Below are 22,661 nucleotides of genomic sequence, written 5' to 3' on the forward strand. Positions count from 1 at the left end.
CACATATAAACAATAATAGAACATGATACAATAAAGACAATCAAATCGCTGGTTGTCTTCTTTTTTTCTGAGAAGGAAGGTATGTTTAGTAAATAGGCGCATACAATCGAAATATATCGGTTAAAAAGGTGACAAATGGCCAGCTAGTGGTAAAATAGGAGAAACTCATTATATATATTAAGGTGATGAATTATGGAACATTTGCTGAATCCGAAAGTCAGAGAAATTGAAATTTCAGGAATACGCAAATTCTCAAATCTTGTATCTCAACACGAAAATGTCATTTCACTTACGATCGGCCAGCCTGATTTTTTCACGCCGCATCATGTGAAAGCTGCCGCAAAAAAAGCCATTGATGACAATGTTACGTCATACACTCCAAATGCCGGCTACCTGGAATTGAGACAAGCTGTTCAGCTTTATATGAAGAAAAAAGCGGACTTCAACTATGAAGCTGAAAGTGAAATAATGATCACAACGGGAGCGAGCCAAGCCATTGATGCAGCTTTCCGCACCATTCTGTCTCCCGGCGATGAAGTCATTATGCCAGGTCCGATATACCCGGGTTATGAACCTATTATCAATTTATGCGGTGCCAAACCTGTCATTGTTGACACGACGTCTCACGGCTTTAAGCTCACAGCCCGGCTGATTGAAGAAGCTCTGACTCCCAATACCAAGTGTGTCGTGCTTCCTTATCCGTCAAACCCTACCGGTGTGACATTATCTGAAGAAGAGCTGAAAAGCATCGCGGCTCTATTAAAAGGCAGAAATGTCTTCGTATTGTCAGACGAAATATACAGCGAATTAACATATGACAGACCGCACCATTCGATTGCAACACATTTGCGGGATCAAACCATTGTCATTAACGGCTTGTCAAAGTCCCACAGCATGACGGGATGGAGAATCGGATTTTTATTCGCTCCGAAAGACATAGCAAAACACATTTTAAAGGTTCATCAATACAATGTGTCATGTGCGTCCTCTATTTCTCAGAAGGCAGCGCTTGAAGCTGTGACTAACGGATTTGACGACGCCCTGATCATGAGAGAGCAGTACAAAAAACGGCTCGATTATGTGTATGACCGCCTCGTGTCTATGGGGCTTGATGTCGTAAAACCGTCTGGCGCATTTTATATTTTTCCTTCTATTAAATCCTTTGGAATGTCTTCGTTTGATTTTAGTATGGCTCTTTTGGAGGATGCTGGTGTGGCGCTTGTGCCCGGCAGCTCGTTCTCAGCGTTTGGTGAAGGATATGTAAGGCTGTCTTTTGCATACTCGCTGGACACATTAAGAGAAGGATTAGATCGTTTAGAATTATTTGTACTAAAGAAAAGGGAATCGATGCAGACGATATAAACAACGGCGTTTAAGCCGTTGTTTTATTTTTTTGGAAATGAGATCTTAAACGCTGTGCCTTTATCCGGCTGACTGTCTACATGGATAACGCCTTGATGATTCTCAATGATATTGAATGTTACCATCAGCCCGAGTCCCGTTCCCTTTTCTTTTGTCGTTAAAAATGGTTCTCCAATACGGTTGAGCACCTTTTCAGGTATGCCCTCCCCTTCGTCCTTGACGGTAACATGAACAGAATGCTCATCCTCTGTTACGATAATGTCTACAGTGCCTCCGTCAGGCATGGATTCTACGGCATTTTTTATTAAATTAATGAATACCTGCTTTAGCTGATTTTGGTCCCCGTTTATATAAATGCTGTCTTTCTCATAACGGGTTCTGATGAAAATCCCGTTCAAATTCGCCTGAGTTTCCAGCAGCGCCGAGACTTCACCAATTAGTTTTTTCAAGTTCAAATGCTCTTTAACGGCATTCTGCTGGGGCTTCGCCAGCATCAGCAGTTCACTGAGTATTAATTCAATTCGGCTGAGCTCAGAGAATACAATGTCAAAATAATGTTCATTTCCTTCCATCGTCGGTTTCATCAGCTGTAAAAAACCTTTGATCGCGGTCAGCGGATTGCGGATCTCATGCGCGATTCCCGCTGCGAGCTGTCCTGCGATAGATAACTTTTCTGATTTAAGCATGAGTTCCTCTGTTTGTTTTCTCTCAGAAATATCACGCAGAATGACTTGGACAGCCGCTTCACCGAAAAAGGTCGTCGGAATGCAGACCATCTCCGTGTAGATGACCCTGTTCTGAAAGGTAAACCATGATTGCTTAACGATTTCCGATTCTGTTTTTTGCTCGGCAATGTTTTGGATTCTCTCTTTCACGTCCTCGTGATCGCAAGGGTGGAGCTGATCGTATATATTTTTGCCGATTAAATCCTCATAGGTCGCCGCTTCAAACAGCGAAATTCCCGACTCATTCATAAACACCCATTTCCCATTATGAATCACAGCAATAGTATCGATTGAATTTTGAATCAGCAGCTGATATCGTTCACGGCTTTTTTGCAGGATGGTTTGGAATTTTTTCCTTGAAGAGATATCGATTAGCAGAAGCAGTTCAGCCTGCTGGTTTTTGTAGACGGTCGGGGACGCTTTCACTTCTAAATGAACAGGTGTGCCATCAAGCCTTTTCCACGTCTGTTCAATCATTCCGACTTCCATTCCTTTTTGCATTCGTATAATTCTGTTTTTGACGATATCATGATACTCTTCCTCAATAAATTCATAGGACCATTTGCCAATAACAGCATCCTTGCTCTTTGCTCCCAGCATAGAAAGCATTGCGCTGTTCACATAGACGATTTTGCCGCTGACACTGATGCATAGCGGGCTTGGAAGATTTTCAACTAGCCGCTCATAATCATCCGTTATATATGTAGTTGATTCCGGGTTCTCAGGCTCAATTTCATGTTTTTCGCAGTTAAGAGGCTGATGCCCAGACTCTTCTTCGAGAATCTTCATTTTCAAAATGATTTCCCGTTCCGTCCGCTCAGCTCTCGTCGTCACAATTTCTACTGCAGCCTCCACCCATACAATCGTATGATCTTTTTTAATGAAACGAAAGGTGCACGGCATCAGATGATGTTCATTATAAAAATAGCTTTCAACTAAAAATTGGTCTTCCTCATGCAGAAATGTCTTGAGGAATGATCCGATCATTTCTCCCTGGAGATAACCCAGATACAGTTTGGAATTGGCTGATATATAAATGATGCGTCCATTAGAAGCCAAGACTGCATGAATATCGGTTTTCGTTTGAAATGGCTTAACATACTGCGTATCCTGTTCCACAGAATCCCTCCTTTGCATGATTATCATGTTCGACATTTACAGATTGACTTTTACCTAGTATGATTCGCTAGAAAATGAGTATTCTCCTTCTATTCTTATAGTGATCTCTAATTTTTGAGGAAAAGAAAGGGCACACAATCTGTCAGATGTGCACCCTGTTTTTTATTTTTCGCTATTTTTCTTTTCGAGCTCTGCGTAAGCGTGTATGGCTCTTTTGGCAATAATTTTATTGATTTTATCGTCATCATCTACTGACGGCACAACGACACTAAAGGCCACTTTTGGATTTTTCGACGGGTAATAGCCGACAAAAGTCAGATTGTATGTTTTTTTCCCCCACCAGTTGCGATTCGTGCCGTAGTAATATGTTTCTGCTGTTCCAGTTTTTCCCGACACATCTTCTGTAAAAGTATTTTTAGCTGTTCCTGAAGAGGTTACTAATTTCATACCTGTTTGCACTTGCTGTAAATCACTTTGGGAATTATTGATCTTATTCAGCACTTTAGGTTTCCTTTGCTCGATTGCCTTACCGAGTTCATCTTTTTTGCCTGGCTCATGTATGCTTGTGACGATTCTAGGCTGTACACGGTATCCTCCGTTTGCAATCACAGAAATGTACTGCGCCATCTGAAGCGGTGTGTATGTATCATATTGACCGATGGCCAAGTCTAAAATTAAGCCCCCTACAACATCAGGTGTCGTTTGCATTCCTGCAGATTCCTGCGGCAGGTCAACACCAGTCTTGACTCCAAGGCCAAACTGGCTGTAGTAATTTCTCATTTTGAGCAGATCCTTCTGATCAGCAGGAAGCGATCCATGCGGCTTATACGTTACCCCAGCTATATGCATAGCAACATTAAACATATATACGTTTGAACTTTTTTGCAAAGCCGTTAATTCATTGATGGTTCCCATATTTGTGTAAGATTTTTTTATGAGGTTCCTTCCTAAATGCATCGGCGCATCATGGAAATATTTATAATGTGGTATCCCATCCTGATAGCCCGCGAGAACGGTTGCACCCTTAACAGCTGATCCCATTTCATATTGGGTTGTAAAAGCACCGATCGCATAATCTTGAATCTTATTTGTTTCTAAATCTATCTTTTTTCCTGCCATCGACAAAATATCGCCGTTATTCGGATCCATCATCACAACAAAGGCCCGGTCAAGCATATAGTTTCCGCGTGCGCGGCTATTTCTCACTTCTTCTTCCACAATCTTTTCTACCTTTGCCTGCAGCTCCATGTCAAATGAAAGCCGAAGATCATAGCCCCTGCTGCCTTTGTCGATTGTTTTCTGGCTGACGACATTTCCTTTATTGTCTTCCACGTATTCCACTTTTTCTTTATGAGAATTTAAATAGTCCTCATATTGATACTCCAAATAACTTTTGCCGACTCTGTCATTACTCGCATAGCCTCTCGTAACATAAAAGTCTTTCCGGTCGCTGAGCAGCCCTTGATCAGGTGTTGTGACACCTCCAAAAACGGAATAAAGTGTTTTGTCATAAGGGTATTTTCGTGTCCAATCGTTTACAACATCTATCCCCGGCAGCTCTTCTAAATGCTCAGACACAATAGAAATTTCATCATATGTTAAATCATTTTTCGGTCTTTGCGAGGAGTTTTTCTTTTCATCAAGCAATGATCCATTTTTGCCGTTGCCGTTGCTGTCATTTGGGTCCATCGCTTTTACAATCTGAGGTTCATACGCATTCCCGCTTGAAAATCTTGTGTATATGGCCGCGGTTTGCATTTCTTCGTCATCCCGCTGGATGGCCTTCAATTCTTCAGCCGGGACGCGTTCAACTTGAAGCTTGTAAGCCTGTGTCCCCTTCAGATTGCTTTCAGATTCCTTTAACAGGCCGAGAGCTTTTTTTGGATGAGAAGCGAGCCAGTAATCACGTAAATCTCTATCCTTTAAAAATTCGGTATCAATATCGATCAAAGCGGCAAGCCGTTTAGCTGTTTTGATTTTGTCCTCTGTTTTTGTGCTTGATGTTGAGACATACACAATTTCCGGCACGCTCTGGTTATCAACAGCCACTTTCTCGTTTCTGTCATACATCTTCCCCCGAGGCGCTGGATAATACGCTGTCTTCGCATTAGCTTTCTCAGCGTTTTCTTCATGCTGTTCGCCTTCGACAATTTGAACAACGCCAAGCTTAAAGATTAATGCAGTAAATAGAACAAAGACCGCCAGGAAATACAGATTCATTCTGATTGCTCTGTTTCCTTTGCGCTTTTTCTTTGGTTCACGTCCTATTTCAGTCACTTCTGGTTACCCCTCTCAAATCATTCAATATATTTACATATACTGTTTTTAATTGTAACACCTTTGTAATAGTTGTTACAGCGAAAAGGGATAAAAAAAGTTGTCAATATTGAAATACATTAAAATATAACTAACGATTCAAAAAATAGGAAGCTATGTAACTGTGAGATAAAGTCACTACATACGCATTACTCGCTTGTCATCAGCGGTTCAGCGCGTTTTGATTACAAAAATGACAATCGCCATTTGTCAAAGGAAAGTGATGGATTCTTTATGACAAAAAAGCTATGTTATGATTTTTTTGTAGAAAACAAACAACTCTAGGAGGTTACGAACTAATGAAAAAAGCATTTATTTTATCAGCTGCCGCTGCGGTGGGATTATTCACATTCGGAGGCGTACAGCAAGCATCAGCGAAAGAACTCTCCTGCCAGCCTGTGGTAACGGTCAAAACGGGGAACACAGTGCAAAACCTTACACTTAAGGATGTAGTAAAAAAGCTACATATTAAAACAAATATAAAAACACTAAACGCGGCGAATGAAAAAGATCTCGAGAAGCTTCTTCAAAAGCACGCGAAACAATCCAACATGAAGATTCAGGATGTTCAAAAGCCGGAAGCTGCAAAGCCAGCTCAAAAGGCTCCTGAAAAAGCCGCTGATCAAAGCACTGCTGCTAAAGCACCGGCTACTGCTGAAAAAACAAGCAATAATACAACAACAGCTGCACCTTCATCTGTAAGTGCATATGAGAAAAAAGTTGTTGAGCTGACAAATGCAGAAAGACAAAAACAAGGTTTAAAACCGCTACAAATTGATGAAACATTAAGCAAATCTGCACATGCAAAATCACAGGATATGAAAGACAAGAACTATTTTGATCACCAAAGCCCAACTTACGGCTCACCGTTTGATATGATGAAATCTTTCGGAATCAGCTACAAAACAGCTGGTGAAAACATTGCTAAAGGACAAAAAACACCTGAAGAAGTAGTAAAAGCTTGGATGAACAGTGAGGGCCACAGAAAAAACATTCTTAACCCTAACTTCACACACATCGGTGTCGGTTATGTTGAATCCGGCAGCTACTGGACACAGCAATTCATCGGAAAATAATAAAAAGAGATTGCCTGTTTTGGACAGGCAATCTCTTTTTATTTCACCCAAAGCTTATATATACTTTGGGTCCCGCTGTTTTCTTCTCCTTGTGCGGCAAGTTGGTCATATAATGATTTCGCAAGCGACAAGCCTGGCATTTCTTCACCCATTAATTCAGCTTCCTCTAAAGCAATTCCCATATCTTTGATAAAATGCTTTACATAAAATCCTGGCTCGAAATCACCTTTCAGCATACGCGGGGCGAGATTTGACAATGACCAGCTTCCTGCCGCCCCAGTTGTAATGCTCTTCAGGACGTTTTCCGGCTGAAGGCCTGATTTTTGGGCATAAGCCATCGCTTCGGCTACACCGATCATACCTGCTGCAATCGCGATTTGATTACACATCTTTGTGTGCTGGCCGCTCCCTGCCGGCCCTTGATATTGAATATTCTCTCCCATTAAAGTGAAGATGGGCAGGCAAGCTTCAAACGCTTCTTTTTCCCCTCCGACCATAATCGCCAGTGTTCCATTTTGCGCGCCGATGTCACCTCCTGAAACAGGTGCGTCTAAGGCAAATAATGATTTTTCTTTGGCTGCCTCCGCAATTTTTTTGGCTAACGACGGTTTGGAAGTCGTCATATCAATGAGATACGCGCCTTTTTTAGCATGTTCAATAATTCCGCTGCTGCCGAAATACACTTCTTCTACATCACTGGGATAGCCTACCATTGTAATAATGATATCCGCTTCTTTCGATAGTTCTTTTACAGTGTCTTTCCATACCGCGCCTTTTTCCAGTATGCTGTCCGCTTTTGCTTTTGTCCGGGTATACACCAATACGTGATGTCCATCTTTAAGGATATGTGAAGCCATACTGTTTCCCATTACTCCAAGACCGATAAAACCGACTGTTTTTTTCAAGTAAATTCCCCCAGACGTTAGATTTCATTTAGTTAAAATTTATCATTTTCTAGACTACCATATCTAGTAATCATATAGTAGAGTCTAAAAAATAAAAAACCCAAAACTTGAAAAAGTCCTGGGTATCCAATGTTGATTATAATGTAAATTTAGCAATAGCGTTCATAAGCTCTTGGCTTGCATGTTTTAATGTATCAGTTGAGTGTTTGACTTTCTCAAGCGTGATCAGCTGTTCATCGGTTGAGGCGTTGACTTCCTCCGCTGCAGCAGCCGATTCCTGTGATATAGCTGAGATACTTTGAATCGCTTCAGAAATGGCAAGCTGTTCTTCACTCATTCTTTGTATTTCTTCGTAAATTTGATCAATCCCTTGAACAAGTGACTGCATTTCCGCGGTGATGGTGTTTAATACTTCACCAGTCTCATGAATTGCGCTGTTTTGTTCATCATTCATTTTACTTGCTTCAACCATTGCATGGGAAGCCTCTTTTGTTTCAAGCTGAATCAGCTTCACTGTCTCACTGATATGCTTGGTGGAAAGCGCTGACTGCTCGGCAAGCTTCCGCACCTCTTCAGCCACGACTGCAAATCCGCGTCCGCTTTCACCGGCTCTGGCTGCTTCAATACTGGCATTTAAGGCAAGTAAATTGGTTTGATCCGAAATATTTGAAATCGCAGTAACCACTTCTTCAATATTCTTCGTTTGATTTTCCAAATCCAGCAGCATCGTTTCGACTTTCTTTGTTTCCGTATTGGCTTCGTTTGATTTCATCAGCAGCTGGCCGAGCGCGTCAAGCCCTTTATAGCTTGCATCCTCTGAGGATTTTGAACGTGCTTTCATGCCGCCTGCCTGATCAGCAATTCGTCTGATTTTAGCAGACAGGTTTTCTGATTTTTCGTTAATGGTCTCAACTTCTGAAGCCTGTTCCGTTGCCCCTGCTGCCACTTCTTCGATCGCTTTCGCAATTTGTCCGCTCGTTTCATTGGTTTCAGCGGAGACAGCTGTTAATTGTTCAGAGGTGTCAGACACTTTTCCTGAAGAATGTCTGACTTGTTCCACCATTTCCTTCATGTTTTCAACCATCTGATTAAAGTCTCTTGTTAACATGCCGACTTCATCCTTGGTCTTTGACTCTGCATGCACTGTCAAATCGCCTGCAGAGACGGCCTTTGTTTTTGCAATCAGCTGCTGGATCGGCCCGGTTATTGTTTTGGCGAGGAAGTAGCTGAGAATAATCGTCACCGCCAGCGCGATGAGTGAGATGAAAAGGTTCGCCCGATTCATTTTATCTGAAATCCACATTAATTGATTTGTGTCAAATTGTGTTCCGACTTTCCATCCCGTTTCTCCAACCGTTTGATACACAATCATTTTTCCCTTTGCATCTTGTATCCCGTTTTTGTCAGATGCAATGGTTTTTAATGTTTGGTCCTTGGAGATATTTGTTCCTTGGTTTGACGGATGTGCTAAAAGATTGCCGCTTGCATCAGCTAAAAAAGCAAAGCCATTGTATGGCACCTTTTGCTTATTTACCATGGTCTGGATGGAAGAAAGTTTCAGATCATAACTGGCAACGCCTATCACCTTCTGCCCGTCAAGAACTGCTTTTGAGGCTGTGACGATCATTTCTCCCGTCACGACATCTTTATAGGGTTCCGTCCAGACGACTTTATCCGGTGTTTCAGCCGCGCGCTTATACCATGGTCTAGAAACCGGATCATAATCTTCTGCAAATTCTGCTTTCGGATATGTAAACATTTCTTTTTTTGCGGTGCCTATATAGGCCATCGCCACATAATCATCGTTTTCTTTAATTTGTTTAATGTCATCATTAAACAGCCTGGCAGCTTCTTTACTTGAATTTGTCACAAACGCACGTGTTAACTCTCCATTTGCCAATCTTAACAGCGAAATGTCATAACTCTTTAATTGCAGTTCGATATTTTGTTCAAGCGAGTTTGTTACGTTTTGTGTCGTGTTTTTCCCATCCTCTGTAATCATCGGTTTTAACGTCAGGTAAGAAGAAAGCATCAAAAGAACAACTGTGACGATTAACATGATAGAAACGAAAACAGCAATCTTCATGTGAAGTTTTTTAAACAAACCAATCCCCTCCTATTTTCTATATCGGCCTTTTCACCCAAAAAATGAATAAACATAAAATAAATTATAATGAAATTACAAGATATTTACTGAAAATTCAAACTGATTGTGTTTCAGCAGTTTGGATTACGATATAATAAACAGCACAAGGAGAGTGATTGTCATTTTTAAACAGATGTATGTCCATAATGGCATTAAATTTGAGCGGCTGACGATCAGAAATTATTCAAGAACAGACATTGAGGGATTGCTTTCTCTGCAGAAAGAGTGTTTCCCCCCTCCATTTCCGCAGGAATTGCTGTGGTCAGAAGAACAGCTTGCCAGCCATATCAACACCTTTCCGGAAGGCGCCTTATGCGCGCTGGTTAATGGTGAGATCGTCGGTTCGGTGACTTCTCTTATCGTGCATTTTGATCCCGATGCTCCCGAGCATACATGGGCGGAGACAACAGATAACGGCTATATTACATGTCATGATCCGCAGGCAAATACGTTATATATAGTGGATATTTCGGTTTCACCGCATTACCGGAAGCTTGGAATAGGAAAATGGCTGATGAATACGATGTATGAATTAGCCGTTGAAAAGCGAATGGAACGGTTACTCGGCGGCGGACGTATTCCTTTTTATCATAAGTACGCACATGAGATCAGTGCTTCACAATATGTAGAGGATGTTATAGAAGGAAAAAAGAAAGATCCTGTACTGTCATTTCTCCTCCATTGCGGCCGTTCACCGCTCTGCATCGTCAGCAATTATTTGGACGATGAAGAATCCTTGAATTACGGGGTTTTGATGGAGTGGAAAAATCCCTTTTTATGAAAAAACGAGCTGTAAAGCTGACAGCCCGTTTACGTGAAATATTCAATTTTTGCATTAGGAAAATACGTATCGATATAAGATTCAAGCGTTTCCCGAAGCACATGCTCTTCATCTTTCTGATAAATATATTTTCCGATCCCGTAGCGTCCCCATTTATAGCGCCGCTTTTCTTCATCTAACTCAAGCTTTGTTTTTGGATAATTCTTCTCAATGACTCGTTTCGCCGGCTTCGTAAATCGATGCTGAATCAATTCAAAGGTAATATCATGTCTGACATCCTGCGGCAAAGCGGCATCAAGTTTTTCAAACAGATGTCTGTATCCTTCCTCCCAGCCTTCATGGATGTAAATCGGCGCAACAATAAAGCCTAGCGGGTAGCCTGCTTTCGCTACTTTTACAGCCGCTTCAATCCGTTTATCGAGAGGAGAAGTTCCCGGCTCAAAATTCTTAATCACATAGTCAGCATTTATGCTGAATCTGAATCTTGTTTTCCCGTTATGTTTCGCATCCAAAAGGTGATCAACATGGTGAAACTTTGTGACAAATCTGAGCTTGCCAAGCTCACTCTGTCCAAAATGTTCAATGGCGTGCTTGAGCGTATGTGTCAAATGGTCGATGCCCACAATATCCGAGGTACATGAAGCTTCAAACCTTGTAAACTCCGGTGCACGTTCTTTCATATACTGATCCGCCTGGTCCAAGATTTCTTCGACATTTACATAGGTTCTGATATAGGGTTTTGTTCCCATTGTGGTTTGTAAATAGCAGTAATGGCAATGCCCCATACAGCCTGTCGCAAACGGGATCGCATATTCAGCTGACGGTTTTGAAGAATCAAACTTTAATGTTTTTCGGACACCGATTACTAAAGTTGATTTTGCATTACGGTATTGCTGAAGATGGTTTTTACCAGGAATATTGCGCACTTGGTTATGGGACGTCGTTTCTCTGATTTCGATGCCCATTTTTTCAAATTTATCATGTAATTCCTGTGCCAATGGATATTCCATTGCTCTCGGTTCAATATAAACGAGCTGCGGAACAAATGGGTTCTGCATGGTGCCACATCCTTTTCCTTTTCTACCGTTACTTTTCTCATAAGGCGGAAAGGATATGAGTTGTAATGTTTTCCTTGTTACTCGTACGGATCGATATCAAATAATTCTTTGTAAAGTGATTTTGCTTCTTCATAGCTTGCAAAAACAGCATCATCCTCAGCAAACGGATGATAGGTTTCAAATATAAACAGGGAAAGCTCACCCTCATGGTATGGGTGATGCACAATTTCAGCTTCCTTTATATGAGCAACATTGGCGGCGTGCGGATTTCTGTAGATGACGTAGACTGTATCTCCTGCGTTAAATTCGTTTGACATTCTATCCCTCCTAGCCATGTTATTGTGCCCCGCTGCATCCCTGATTATGAAAAAAACCAGACAGGCCGGAGGCCGTCTGGTTTTTGTGAATTACTTGAATGTTTCTTTTACGAACGCGACAACTTCTTCTGTCGTGCTCATAGATAAGATTTTCTCTTTGAATGACTCAGCTTCTTGTTTAGACAATTTGCTGATTTGTGTTCTTGCCGGAAGGATAGAAGTTGCGCTCATTGAGAACTCATCTAAGCCTAAGCCAAGAAGAATCGGAATCGCAATTTCATCTCCTGCCATTTCTCCGCACATGCCGACCCATTTTCCTTCTTTATGTGCCGCTTCAATTACAAGTGTAATTAAGCGAAGGATTGCAGGGTTGTATGGCTGATACAGGTAAGATACACGTTCATTCATACGGTCAGCTGCCATTGTGTATTGGATCAAATCATTTGTTCCGATACTGAAGAAGTCAACTTCTTTAGCAAACTGATCAGCGATAACTGCAGTTGACGGAATCTCAACCATCATACCGACTTCGATGTCGTCAGATACAGTTTGTCCCGCTTTGACAAGCTTTTCTTTCTCTTCAAGAAGGATCGCTTTCGCTTCTTTGAATTCGTTAACTGTCGCAATCATAGGGAACATGATTTTCAAGTTTCCGTATGTACTTGCACGAAGCAGCGCGCGAAGCTGTGTTCTGAAGATTTCTTGCTCTTCAAGGCAAAGACGAATCGCTCTGTAGCCCAAGAACGGGTTCATTTCTTTAGGAAGCTGCAGGTAAGGAAGCTCTTTGTCTCCGCCGATATCAAGTGTCCGAACGACAACTGATTTTCCTTCCATACGCTCAAGAACCGTTTTGTAAGCGTCAAACTGCTCATCTTCTGTAGGCAGCTGATCTCTTCCCATGTAAAGGAATTCTGTACGGTAAAGACCAACTGCTTCTCCGCCGTTTTCAAGAACACCCTTCACATCATCAGGAGTACCGATATTCGCTGCAAGCTCTACATGATGACCGTCTTTTGATACAGTCGGTTCATTGACCAGCTTCGCCCACTCAGCTTTTTGAGCTAAATAAGCGTTATGTTTTTCTTCATACTCTTTTACAGTTTCCGCAGAAGGATCGATAATGACATCGCCATTAATACCGTCAACGATAACAGTCACGCCGTTTTGGATCGTGCCTGTAGCCGCTTTCGTTCCGACAACTGCAGGAATCTCAAGAGAACGCGCCATGATGGCAGAGTGAGATGTGCGTCCGCCGATATCAGTTGTGAATCCTTTTACGAACTCACGGTTTAATTGAGCCGTGTCAGACGGTGTTAAGTCTTCAGCTACAATAATAACTTCTTCTGAAATCATGCTTGGGTTTGGAATTTCAACGCCAAGCAGGTGGCCCGTTACGCGTTTTGTTACGTCGCGGATATCTGCCGCACGCTCTTTCATGTATTCATTATCCATAGATTCAAACATGGTAACGAACATAGAAGACGTTTCTTTTAAAGCGAATTCAGCGTTTACAGAATCAGAGCTGATTTTTTCTTTCACAGGATTCAGAAGCTCAGGGTCACTGAGAACTAAAAGGTGAGCAGAAAAAATATCAGCTTTATCCTGACCCAGTTCTTTCAAAGCATGCTCTTTGATTTTTTCGAGCTCTTCTTTAGAACGTGCAATCGCTTCATCAAAACGGCTTACTTCCGCTTCAGAATCAGAGATGTTTTTCTTTTCAACCGTTAAATCTGGCTCTTCAAGCCGGTACGCTTTTGCAATCGCGATGCCGGCTGAAGCACCAATCCCTTTTAATTCTTGCATTACTCGCCGAGTCCTTCGCTTTTCATTGTTTCTTCTAAAGCGTTAAGAGCATCGTTTTCGTCAGCGCCAGCAGCAGAAATTGTGATTTCAGCGCCTTTAGCGATTCCAAGAGACATAACACCCATGATTGATTTAAGGTTTACAGTTTTGCCGTTATATTCCAAATTAACGTCAGCGTCGTATTTGCTTGCAGTTTGTACAAGAACTGTTGCAGGACGAGCGTGAATTCCAGAATCTGCAGTTACTTTGAATGTTTTTTGTGCCATTTTTATCATTCTCCTTTTAACTTAAAGCTATATTACTTCACAATATTATATCATACAGCCGTACTTGTCATCTGACAAGCACAGCGTACTATATACCCTTATTTTTCAATCTTCACAATGTCTTCTTGCTCTCTGTTAACTGATCCGCTTGCCTTAATGCTGACCGTTTCTCCTTCAGCAAGGTTCGTAAATACGATCGGTGTCATCAGAGACGGTACATTCGGTTTTACTGCGTCCAAATCAACTTCAAGAAGCTTTTGTCCAGGCTCAACGCGGTCCCCTTCTGATACGAAAGACGTAAACCCTTCGCCCTTGAGGCTGACCGTATCAATGCCGAAGTGGATCAAAATTTCTTTTCCACCGTCAGATTGCAGGCCGATTGCATGTTTTGTCGGGAAAACATTTAATATTTTTCCTCGTACCGGAGAAACGACGATGCCTTCAGAAGGAAGGATCGCAAAGCCGTCACCCATCATTTTTCCTGAGAAGACTTGGTCAGGAACATCAGTAATTGGGTGAATTTCTCCAGCAATCGGAGAAACAAAGACTTCCTCGCCAATTTCATTTTGCAGCGGTTCTGCAATGACTTCCTCAACCTGCTGCCCTACTTCTTCCTCAGCGGATGTTTTCGGTTCAGGTCTTGGTTTGCGTCCCGCGATGATGTCCTGCATTTGTGTTTTTAATCCGTCAGAACGCGGTCCGAAAATCGCCTGAATATTGTTGCCCACTTCCAGAACCCCGGAGGCGCCAAGCTGCTTCAGACGGTCTTTATCAACCTTTTTCTGATCGTTTACTGTCACACGAAGACGAGTGATACAAGCATCAAGGTGTTTGATGTTTTCCTGGTCACCCATGGCCTGCAGGATCTCGTAAGGAAGGTCGCCTGCTTCTCCTGTTTTCCCGGATGCTGCTGTTTCAGCTGAAGCATCCTCACGGCCTGGTGTTTTCAGATTAAATTTGCGGATCGCAAATCGGAATCCGAAGTAGTAAATAACCGCAATCCCTAAACCAACAGGGATGACAAGCCACCAAGCCGTCCGGTTCGGTAAAATGCCGAAAAGGAAGTAGTCAATTAAACCGCCGGAGAATGTCATACCAATCTTAACATTCAACAGCTGCATGACCATGAATGAAAGCCCTGCAAACAAACAGTGAATCGCAAATAGGACAGGGGCAACGAATAGGAATGAGAATTCCAATGGCTCTGTGATCCCTGTCAGGAAGGATGTCAGTGCTGCTGAACCCATAATACCTGCAACAAGTTTTTTGTTTTGCGGTTTTGCTTCATGATAAATCGCAAGTGCCGCAGCAGGAAGTCCAAACATCATAAATGGATATTTACCTGTCATGAACGTACCTGCTGTTAATTGTACGCCGTCTTTAATCTGCGCCATAAAGATACGCTGATCCCCGCGGATGATCTCTCCGGCTGCACTTTTGTAGCTGAAGAATTCATACCAGAACGGCGAGTAGAAAATATGATGCAGACCAAATGGAATAAGCGAACGTTCAATGACCCCGAAGATAAATGCAGCTAGGGTTGGATTCGCTTCCACTAATCCAGTTGAAAAGGCATTCAATCCATGCTGGATCGGAGGCCAGATCACTAACATAATAAGACCCAGAATCAGTGCGGAAATTGACGTAATAATCGGTACGAAACGTTTACCCGCAAAGAAACCAAGATATTGCGGCAATTCAATTGTATAAAATTTGTTAAACAACAATGCCGCCAGCACACCGACGATAATACCGCCGAATACCCCTGTCGCCAAGGTAGGTATGCCGAGCATGTTTACATATGCCGGGTGGTTTTCCGTGAAGAACTTGGCTCTTTCGATTGAATCGGAAGGAATGGTTCCGTTTGCAAGAAGAACCGCACTCATGGATACGTTCATCACCAGATAACCGATAATTGCTGCTATCCCGGCAACTCCATCTCCGTTGGCAAGCCCGATGGCTACACCTACTGCGAAAAGAAGCGGAAGGTTATCGAAAACAATCTGCCCAGCGCTTTCCATCACACCCGCTACGAGCTGAACATTGTCATTGCTTAGGAAATGCAGGACTTGAATCATGTCCTTGTTTTGCATTGCATTCCCGATCGCAAGCAAAATACCCGCCGCAGGAAGAATCGCAACTGGAAGCATAAGCGCACGCCCGATTTTTTGGAGAACGCCGAATAATGCTTTAAACATAAGAATTGACCTCCTCTTTTTACTAGTCTGACCTTACAGCTAAAAATCATGACAACGAATTCACAGGCGTAAGTCTTCCAGTTTAACCGTTTACATTTGCCCTTTTACACAACAAAAAAGGCATGAGCAAAATAGGGTGCGCAAAAGAACGAGAATGACCTTCCCGTTTTTTCCCCTCAATCACTCATGCCTGATCGGATCAGTAACACGTTTTTAAAGGATAAACTGAATTTATGAAATTTTATTGGTTAATCGGTACAGATGAAGCGTGAGATAAACCGCTTCCGCCTCATGAACTGGTTTCTTCAATGTTTGCTGCAAGATTTTAATCAATTTCCAAGCTGTATTGTAGCATAGCGGATATTCATTTTTCAATAACAACATTAATTTTTCTGGTTCTTTAGTCGGTTCCTCTTTTTTAATTCTTTCTATCGTAAATCTGATGTGCCGGATAAGTCGTAAATAGTTGACGCTTTCCTTATTTACTTTCATTTGAAACGAGTCTTCAATCACCTCTACAAGCTGCGCCATCAGCTGAGAGTGCTTATTGACTTCCGACAGCGGGCGATTCGTCAGGGCTGAATGAATATGCAGGGCGATAAAACCGATCTCCCCTTCCGGAAGGCAGATGCCCGCTTTTTCATTGATCATATCAATGACTTCTTTGGCAATCTGATATTCATCCGGATAAAGTGACTGCGTCTCCATTAAAAAAGGATTTTTCATATCAAAGCCCTGCTGCTGCCTTTTGATTGCAAATGCAATATGGTCAGTCAGTGCAATATGAATATGTTCATTTAGTGAGCGGTTTGTCCGATTGCTGATATGGTATATGACATCGTTTGAAATATCAACGAGCTTTTCATCAACATAGTCGAGGAGCTTTTTAAACTGCTTCTGTTCCTTTTCGTCCTTTAAAATGAACATTTTATCGTACCCTTTATCTTCAATCACATCATCTTGTTTTTTTCCGAAACCAATTCCTTTTCCGATCAAAACTACTTCACTGTATTTATGATGAGAAGCAATTAATACGTTATTATTCAGTACCTTTTTCACTGTAAAGGACCCATTCACGATCCTCAGCTCCTTTGTCATTCAATACCTCATATCGTACATAACGAACGGAATGCGCGTCAAACCTTTTTTCATGCATTCACTAAACAGTCGATCTTTCAATGAGACGGTAATCAAGAACTCTTTTTTCAATCGGCTGACCTTGAATCCTTTTTTCCAGCATGGAAAACGCCTGCTTGCCCATTTCCTTCGCTTGAATATCGATAGTTGATATCCCAAGCAATTGGCTGATTTCATGGTTATCAAAGCTTAAGATCGCAAGTTCATCCGGAACAGACACTTTCTGAGCTTTCGCTTCGAGTAAAAGCCCTGCCGATACCTGGTCATTCGCGACAAAAATAGCCGTCGGCCTTTCTCTCCAGTTGTTCCATTTATGAAAAAGCGCTTTTCCATCGTTCATTGTAATCGCTTTCTCAATCACCCATTCTTCATTGAATGTTTCTCCGATCTCTTCCAATGCTTCTTTATATGCTTTGATGCGAAAATGACTGTTCATGCCTTTTTTTCTCGCTAAGCAAATCGCTATTTTTTTGTGCCCTTTGGCGATTAAATAGTCGAGTCCGTCCCGGAATGCGGCTTGATGAGGAATGCTGATTGTGGAAAACCCGCCCTTGTTTGAATTCTGACAAAGCAATATCGGCCCTTCCCACTCCTTGAGCTTGTCATCAGACAGCGCCTTCGAGCAAAAAATCAAACCGTCAACCTGGCGCTGTTTTAATTGGGACAGCGCAAAGATTTCTTTCTTCACGTCATAATTTGTCTGGAATAAAGAGAGGTGAATGCCTGATTCTGCGGCAGCGTCTGAGATTCCCGCCATCAGTTCCGCAAAATAAGGAAGGCCGATCGTCGGCATCACAACACCGATCATGTTTGAAAACCCCTTCGACAAATGCACAGCGTGGACATTTCTTGTGTACTCCAACACTTCCATTGCTTCAAGCACTCTTTTTCTTTTCTCTTCACTTACATAAGGATGATTGTTTATGACTCTGGAAACCGTCGTAACGGAGACACCGGCTTTGTCTGCAATGTCTTTAATATTAGACATAAAATCCCTTCTTTCTGATTTCCCTTGATCTGGAATGCGTTTCATACAATACGATAAGAACGTACCGACAGATTAGATGTTTTTTTGCTGAAAGGAGAAGATATAAATGGGTTTCTTCATTTTAATTGGATTATGTCTGGCCGTTCTGGGCGGAAGCTGCCTGGCTGTAAGACCGCTCAATCAAAAACATGAAGTGAAACCATTTCGGACGTTTGATGATTTTTTTATTTAAAACAGATAAAAAAGGACGATGTCGAGAACAAAGTCCTTTTTTATCTCTGCCTGTTACGGCAATATCGTTAATTCCTTCGGATATTGAGTAAGCGCAACCGCCCCGTCTTTTGTTACGTGAACGTCATCTTCAATGCGTACGCCGCCAACATCCGGCACATAAATGCCCGGTTCGATTGTGTAAACCATTCCTTCCTGCAGCAGCGTGTCATTGGCTTTGCTCATTGACGGGTACTCATGCACTGAAATGCCGAGACCATGGCCCAGCCGGTGAGGGAAATATTCTCCGTATCCGGCTTTTTCAATGATTCCGCGGGCAGTTAAGTCCAGATCTCCGATTCTCACGCCTGGTTTGCTTGCTTCTATCGCGGCTTTTTCCGCTTGGAGCACCGTCTCGTACATTTCTTCCTGCTTCGGATTGATTGTTTTGTAAGCAAAGGTTCGCGTGATATCAGAGCAATAGCCGTCCATAATAACACCCAGGTCAAACAAGACAAAATCGCCTTTCTTTAATGTGGCTGTTCCCGGGTTTCCGTGAGGCTGACCTGATTTTTTCCCGAATAGCACCATTGTCGAGAAAGACATGCCCTGAATTCCTTTTTTCTTCAACTCATACTCAATCTGAGCGAGAACTTCCACCTCACTGATGCCTTCACGCAAAGCAGCTGTTCCGACTTCAACACCAAAATCGGCAAGCTTCGCCGCCTCTTTCAGCAATTTAATTTCATGCTCGTCTTTCATCAGACGAAACTGGTTAAGTGTTTCTTCTGCTGATACAAATTGAGCCCCTCCAGCTGAATGCTTCAGTTGTTCGGCACGCGAAAGCGAGATTGAATCCTTTTCTACGGCAAGCGTATGTATGCTGACATTTCGTTTTTTGAGTGCTTTTTCAATGAGCTCCCATGGATTTTCGTGATCGGCATAGCCAATAATTTCGTGATTCCATCCGGCATTTCGGGCCTGGTCTGCCTCCATTCCCGGACAAACGAAAAATGGCTCCTCCTCTTGAAAGATAAACAAACCCATTACACGTTCATGCGGCTCTGTATAAAAACCGGTTAAGTAAAATACATTTTCTTTCGTATGAATAAATGCGGCAGTATGCCCCGCTTCCTTCAGCCATGAAGAGACGCGTTGTATTCTATTCATTTCTTGTTCCTCCCTGCCTTTTGCCATGCATTGTTCTTTATATATTGTAACAGGTTTTACGGGTGTTTGCCTTTCACGGCGACTTTCCGTTTTCCATCATTTTATTTCCTGCCGGTCATCTTGTATACTGAGAGGAGAGTTAAATCGCAGGGAGTTGTTCCGTTTGCTGATGAATTTTTTCAGACGTAAGGCAGTTGTTCTATTAACAGTTGGGGGAATTTCCGCTCCTTTTGTCGGTATGAAGCTGGTGGATTTTTATTATTACAGCTCTATCATAGGCTGTGCAGCCGGCTTCCTTTGCTGCATCCTGGCTCTCATCATTGTGATGAAAAGGCCGGATCAAGAGAAAAAGCAAAGGAAGGTAAAACTTGATCCATAAAAAAACAGCAGCCCATTTGGACCGCTGTTTTTTATTTTAAAAGCCTTAAACCGTTTAGAATCACCAAGATCGTACTTCCTTCATGGCCTATAACGCCAAACGGCAATTCCATCACCTGTAAAAAGTTTGCGCAAATAAGCAGGCAAATGACCGCGAGAGAAAATACGATATTCTGCTTTACAATCCTGTTCATTTTCCGTGATAAACGGCACATTTTTACGAGTTTTTTCAAATCGTTTTGCATGAGCACCATATCAGCAGTTTCAAGGGCCACGTCTGTTCCGCCGCCCATTGCAATGCCGACATCCGCCGCTTTTAGTGCCGGCGCATCGTTGATTCCGTCTCCGACCATTGCAATCGTCCCGAATTCTTCTTTTAATCGTTTCACTTCATTTACTTTTTGGTCAGGCAGACATTCTGCTGCAACTGTTGTCATTCCCGCTTCCTTCGCTATCGCTTGAGCCGTGTCCTCGTGATCTCCCGTCAGCATGGCCGTTTTAATCCCCAGACGGCTCAGTTCATCCATGACTTCTTTTGCTTCAGGTCTGATTTGATCTTTCAAAGCGATACAGCCGGCAATTTGATCGTCCTTTTTCACAAACACTATGGTTTGGCCGTTTTGAATGATATCTGATGCAGATTGTTTCAAAAATTGTGCTGACAATTCTTCCCCAATAAATCCTGCCTTTCCGACTTTCCATTTGGCACCCGCCACTTCAGCCATTACACCAAAGCCTGACGTTTCTTCGATTGATATGTAGCCGGACTTGTTGATGCCGCGGCTTTCAGCGTAGCCGGCAATGGCTTGCGCGAGCGGATGGCTGGACTGCTTCTCAATCGCATAGACAGCTTCAAGCACTTCCGTTTCTTCATACCCTTCCGCCAGTCTGACCGTCTCAACCGCGGGCTGGCCTTTTGTTACAGTCCCCGTTTTGTCAAAAGCGATCATTTGCACAGATCCCAGCTGTTCAAGAAATACACTTCCTTTCACTAGCATGCCGTTGCGGGCGCCATTTGAAATCAAGGACAGCGCTGCCGGCATGATGGACGCGACAAGTGCGCAAGGTGACGCCACCACCATAAATACCATCGCGCGATAAAAGGTTTCACTCCAGCTCCAGCCAAGTGCAAAGTGCGGCACAAACAACAGCAGCCCCACCACGATCAGAACGCCTTTTACATATGCATTTTCAAATCGTTCGATAAAAGCTTGCGCAGGTGACACACTGTTTTGCGCAGATTCCACCAATTTGATAATCTTTCGGAATAAAGAATCTTCGCTTGCTTTTGTGACACGGACGGTCAAGGAGCCGTTTCGATTAACAGTTCCCGTATACACAGCGTCGCCGGTGTTTTTTTCTACGGGCATCGATTCGCCCGTTAACGCTGACTCGTCAAGACTTGTAGAACCAGATTCAATGATTCCGTCAGCTGCCACCCGTTCTCCAGGTTTGATAACAATCGTATCACCAGCCTTTATATCTGCAACCGATACTCTTTTGGTTTCACCGTTTACAATCAGCGTTGCTTCTTCAGGCTCAAGCTTCATTAAAGAAGTTAAATCCCTGCTGCTTTTATTCATCGTGTATGTTTCTAAAGCTCCGCTTAAGGAAAAAATAAAGATTAAAACGGCACCCTCTGCCCAGTACCCAATCAATGCGGAACCCACGGCAGCGAAAATCATTAAAAGCTCAACATTCAGCGTTTTGGATTCGAGCGTTTCTTCGATTCCTTCTTTCGCTTTAGCAAATCCGCCGATGACAAAGGCCAGCAAATATAGCGTTACCGATAACAACTGATGTGAGGAAAGGAGCCAGCCTGCTAAAATAAGAGCACCTGACACAAGGGCTGCGATAAGCTCCGCATGCTGGGACCAGCTTTTTTCTGGCTGTTCTGTCTTTAATGGCTGATGCTGATCTTGTTGAAGCATCACTTGTTCATTCATATCGAATTCTCCTCCCTAATTGAGAACGCAAATCATCTTCATTTCTCTTATAAAAAACAAAATCGCCGCCCAGAAGGCAGCTTCATCGTTGATTATTTCATGATGTCTTTCTTAATTATAGCATGCAGAAAAAGAATTTCAATTATAATTATTTTAATTTCTTTTTGATAATAATTATCATTAATATCTGTTCACCTTTCATTATATGACAAAAAAGCTGAAAGGCTACGCTCTCAGCTTATTCTTTCGTCCATTCTTTCAATTGTTCAACCGTCATCGGCCCCACTTTTGTTTCTTCAATTTCACCCTTTTCATTCAGCAAAAACGAGGTCGGAATTGTTATAATATGATATTCCTTCATTAAATCCCCTTTTGTGTCGAGAACAATCGGAAAGGTCAGATGGTTTGCTTTGATAAAGTCTTCAACGACTTGCTGATTTTGTTCTGAATTCACTAAATTGACTGTTACCAGCTTCACACTGTCAGATCGATGAGCCTCGTAAAATGATTGGAACTGAGGAAGTTCCTTTTTGCAGGGCGGACACCATGAAGTCCAAAAATGCAGGATCGTTTTCTGTCCTTTATTTGGGATGGAGATATCCTCTCCTTCTATCGTTTTCATGAGGAAAACCGCAGGAACAGCATGCTGTTTATTGGCAGCCTGTGCCGATAGAGGCAGCCATGAAATCATAGCAAATAAGATCAGGCAAATAGCGAGGGACAAGCGTTTTGTCAACATGGAATCTTCCTTTCATGCTTT

At 42.6% G+C, this 22,661-nt stretch carries 17 protein-coding genes and 2 pseudogenes; 5 read left to right on the plus strand and 14 right to left on the minus strand.

Going from position 1 to position 22,661, the window contains the following annotated elements; genetic code table 11:
* The first annotated feature begins 192 nt into the window (after positions 1-192).
* A pseudogene (locus H7F27_RS13375) lies at positions 193-1,376 on the plus strand (aminotransferase A).
* Between the two features lie 9 nt (positions 1,377-1,385).
* On the opposite strand, the gene kinA reads toward H7F27_RS13375, so the two are convergent.
* Entirely contained in the window at positions 1,386-3,206 is a 1,821-nt protein-coding gene (gene kinA, locus H7F27_RS13380) for a sporulation histidine kinase KinA (RefSeq protein WP_101860661.1), read from the minus strand.
* Between the two features lie 162 nt (positions 3,207-3,368).
* The gene (locus H7F27_RS13385; protein ID WP_142367103.1) at positions 3,369-5,483 is read right to left on the minus strand and encodes a peptidoglycan D,D-transpeptidase FtsI family protein; all 2,115 of its coding nucleotides are present in this window, start codon (positions 5,481-5,483) and stop codon (positions 3,369-3,371) included.
* 338 nt (positions 5,484-5,821) lie between these two features.
* Between H7F27_RS13385 and H7F27_RS13390 the strand changes: the two genes are divergently transcribed.
* Complete coding sequence (locus H7F27_RS13390; protein ID WP_101860660.1) at positions 5,822-6,598, plus strand: CAP domain-containing protein; 777 nt, start codon at positions 5,822-5,824, stop codon at positions 6,596-6,598.
* 38 nt (positions 6,599-6,636) lie between these two features.
* Here the strand turns inward: H7F27_RS13390 and H7F27_RS13395 are convergent, their stop codons facing one another.
* Both H7F27_RS13395 and H7F27_RS13400 read right to left on the minus strand, forming a co-directional pair.
* Positions 6,637-7,503, minus strand: coding sequence for an NAD(P)-dependent oxidoreductase (locus tag H7F27_RS13395; RefSeq protein WP_059292874.1), 867 nt, complete (start codon positions 7,501-7,503; stop codon positions 6,637-6,639).
* 136 nt (positions 7,504-7,639) lie between these two features.
* The gene (locus H7F27_RS13400; protein WP_185848009.1) at positions 7,640-9,607 is read right to left on the minus strand and encodes a methyl-accepting chemotaxis protein; all 1,968 of its coding nucleotides are present in this window, start codon (positions 9,605-9,607) and stop codon (positions 7,640-7,642) included.
* A 157-nt stretch (positions 9,608-9,764) separates the two neighbouring features.
* Here H7F27_RS13400 and H7F27_RS13405 point away from each other — a divergent pair.
* Positions 9,765-10,467: pseudogene (locus tag H7F27_RS13405) on the plus strand (GNAT family N-acetyltransferase).
* On the opposite strand, the gene splB reads toward H7F27_RS13405, so the two are convergent.
* The 7 genes from splB to H7F27_RS13440 form a co-directional block, all read right to left on the minus strand.
* On the minus strand, positions 10,460-11,488 hold the full coding sequence (gene splB / locus H7F27_RS13410) for a spore photoproduct lyase (RefSeq protein ID WP_024121198.1): 1,029 nt from the start codon (positions 11,486-11,488) through the stop codon (positions 10,460-10,462). The pseudogene H7F27_RS13405 and the gene splB overlap by 8 nt on opposite strands.
* A 77-nt stretch (positions 11,489-11,565) precedes the next feature.
* Positions 11,566-11,805, minus strand: a complete 240-nt coding sequence (gene splA / locus H7F27_RS13415; protein WP_010334035.1) for a splAB operon transcriptional regulator SplA — start codon at positions 11,803-11,805, stop codon at positions 11,566-11,568.
* 90 nt (positions 11,806-11,895) lie between these two features.
* Entirely contained in the window at positions 11,896-13,608 is a 1,713-nt protein-coding gene (ptsP, locus tag H7F27_RS13420) for a phosphoenolpyruvate--protein phosphotransferase (RefSeq protein ID WP_059292877.1), read from the minus strand.
* The gene (locus tag H7F27_RS13425; protein ID WP_010334034.1) at positions 13,608-13,874 is read right to left on the minus strand and encodes a phosphocarrier protein HPr; all 267 of its coding nucleotides are present in this window, start codon (positions 13,872-13,874) and stop codon (positions 13,608-13,610) included. Before H7F27_RS13425 ends, ptsP begins: the two co-directional genes overlap by 1 nt.
* Positions 13,875-13,972: 98 nt before the next feature.
* On the minus strand, positions 13,973-16,072 hold the full coding sequence (gene ptsG, locus H7F27_RS13430) for a PTS glucose transporter subunit IIABC (protein ID WP_024121195.1): 2,100 nt from the start codon (positions 16,070-16,072) through the stop codon (positions 13,973-13,975).
* 231 nt (positions 16,073-16,303) lie between these two features.
* Positions 16,304-17,170 carry a glucose PTS transporter transcription antiterminator GlcT gene (glcT, locus tag H7F27_RS13435; protein WP_038954190.1) on the minus strand — a complete coding sequence of 289 codons (867 nt, stop codon included), beginning with the start codon at positions 17,168-17,170 and terminating at the stop codon, positions 16,304-16,306.
* Positions 17,171-17,231: 61 nt separating this feature from the next.
* Complete coding sequence (locus tag H7F27_RS13440; RefSeq protein ID WP_101860657.1) at positions 17,232-18,197, minus strand: LacI family DNA-binding transcriptional regulator; 966 nt, start codon at positions 18,195-18,197, stop codon at positions 17,232-17,234.
* Positions 18,198-18,303: 106 nt separating this feature from the next.
* Here H7F27_RS13440 and H7F27_RS20910 point away from each other — a divergent pair, with 106 nt between their 5' ends.
* On the plus strand, positions 18,304-18,429 hold the full coding sequence (locus H7F27_RS20910) for a hypothetical protein (RefSeq protein WP_010334030.1): 126 nt from the start codon (positions 18,304-18,306) through the stop codon (positions 18,427-18,429).
* 53 nt (positions 18,430-18,482) lie between these two features.
* Here H7F27_RS20910 and papB read toward each other — a convergent pair whose 3' ends face one another.
* Positions 18,483-19,577: a di/tri-peptidase gene (gene papB / locus H7F27_RS13445; protein WP_101860656.1), complete on the minus strand. Its 1,095-nt coding sequence runs from the start codon at positions 19,575-19,577 to the stop codon at positions 18,483-18,485.
* A 163-nt stretch (positions 19,578-19,740) separates the two neighbouring features.
* On the opposite strand from papB, the gene H7F27_RS13450 reads away from it, so the two are divergent.
* Positions 19,741-19,956 carry a hypothetical protein gene (locus H7F27_RS13450; RefSeq protein WP_024121191.1) on the plus strand — a complete coding sequence of 72 codons (216 nt, stop codon included), beginning with the start codon at positions 19,741-19,743 and terminating at the stop codon, positions 19,954-19,956.
* A 31-nt stretch (positions 19,957-19,987) separates the two neighbouring features.
* Here the strand turns inward: H7F27_RS13450 and H7F27_RS13455 are convergent, their stop codons facing one another.
* Positions 19,988-21,901 (minus strand): heavy metal translocating P-type ATPase, encoded by a 1,914-nt coding sequence (locus H7F27_RS13455; protein WP_101860655.1) that lies wholly within the window; start codon positions 21,899-21,901, stop codon positions 19,988-19,990.
* Positions 21,902-22,139: 238 nt separating this feature from the next.
* Positions 22,140-22,640: an endospore biogenesis thiol-disulfide oxidoreductase StoA gene (stoA, locus tag H7F27_RS13460; protein WP_101860654.1), complete on the minus strand. Its 501-nt coding sequence runs from the start codon at positions 22,638-22,640 to the stop codon at positions 22,140-22,142.
* Positions 22,641-22,661 lie beyond the last annotated feature (21 nt).

The organism is Bacillus sp. PAMC26543 (assembly GCF_014250375.1).
GTDB classification, from domain to species: Bacteria; Bacillota; Bacilli; order Bacillales; family Bacillaceae; genus Bacillus; species Bacillus halotolerans.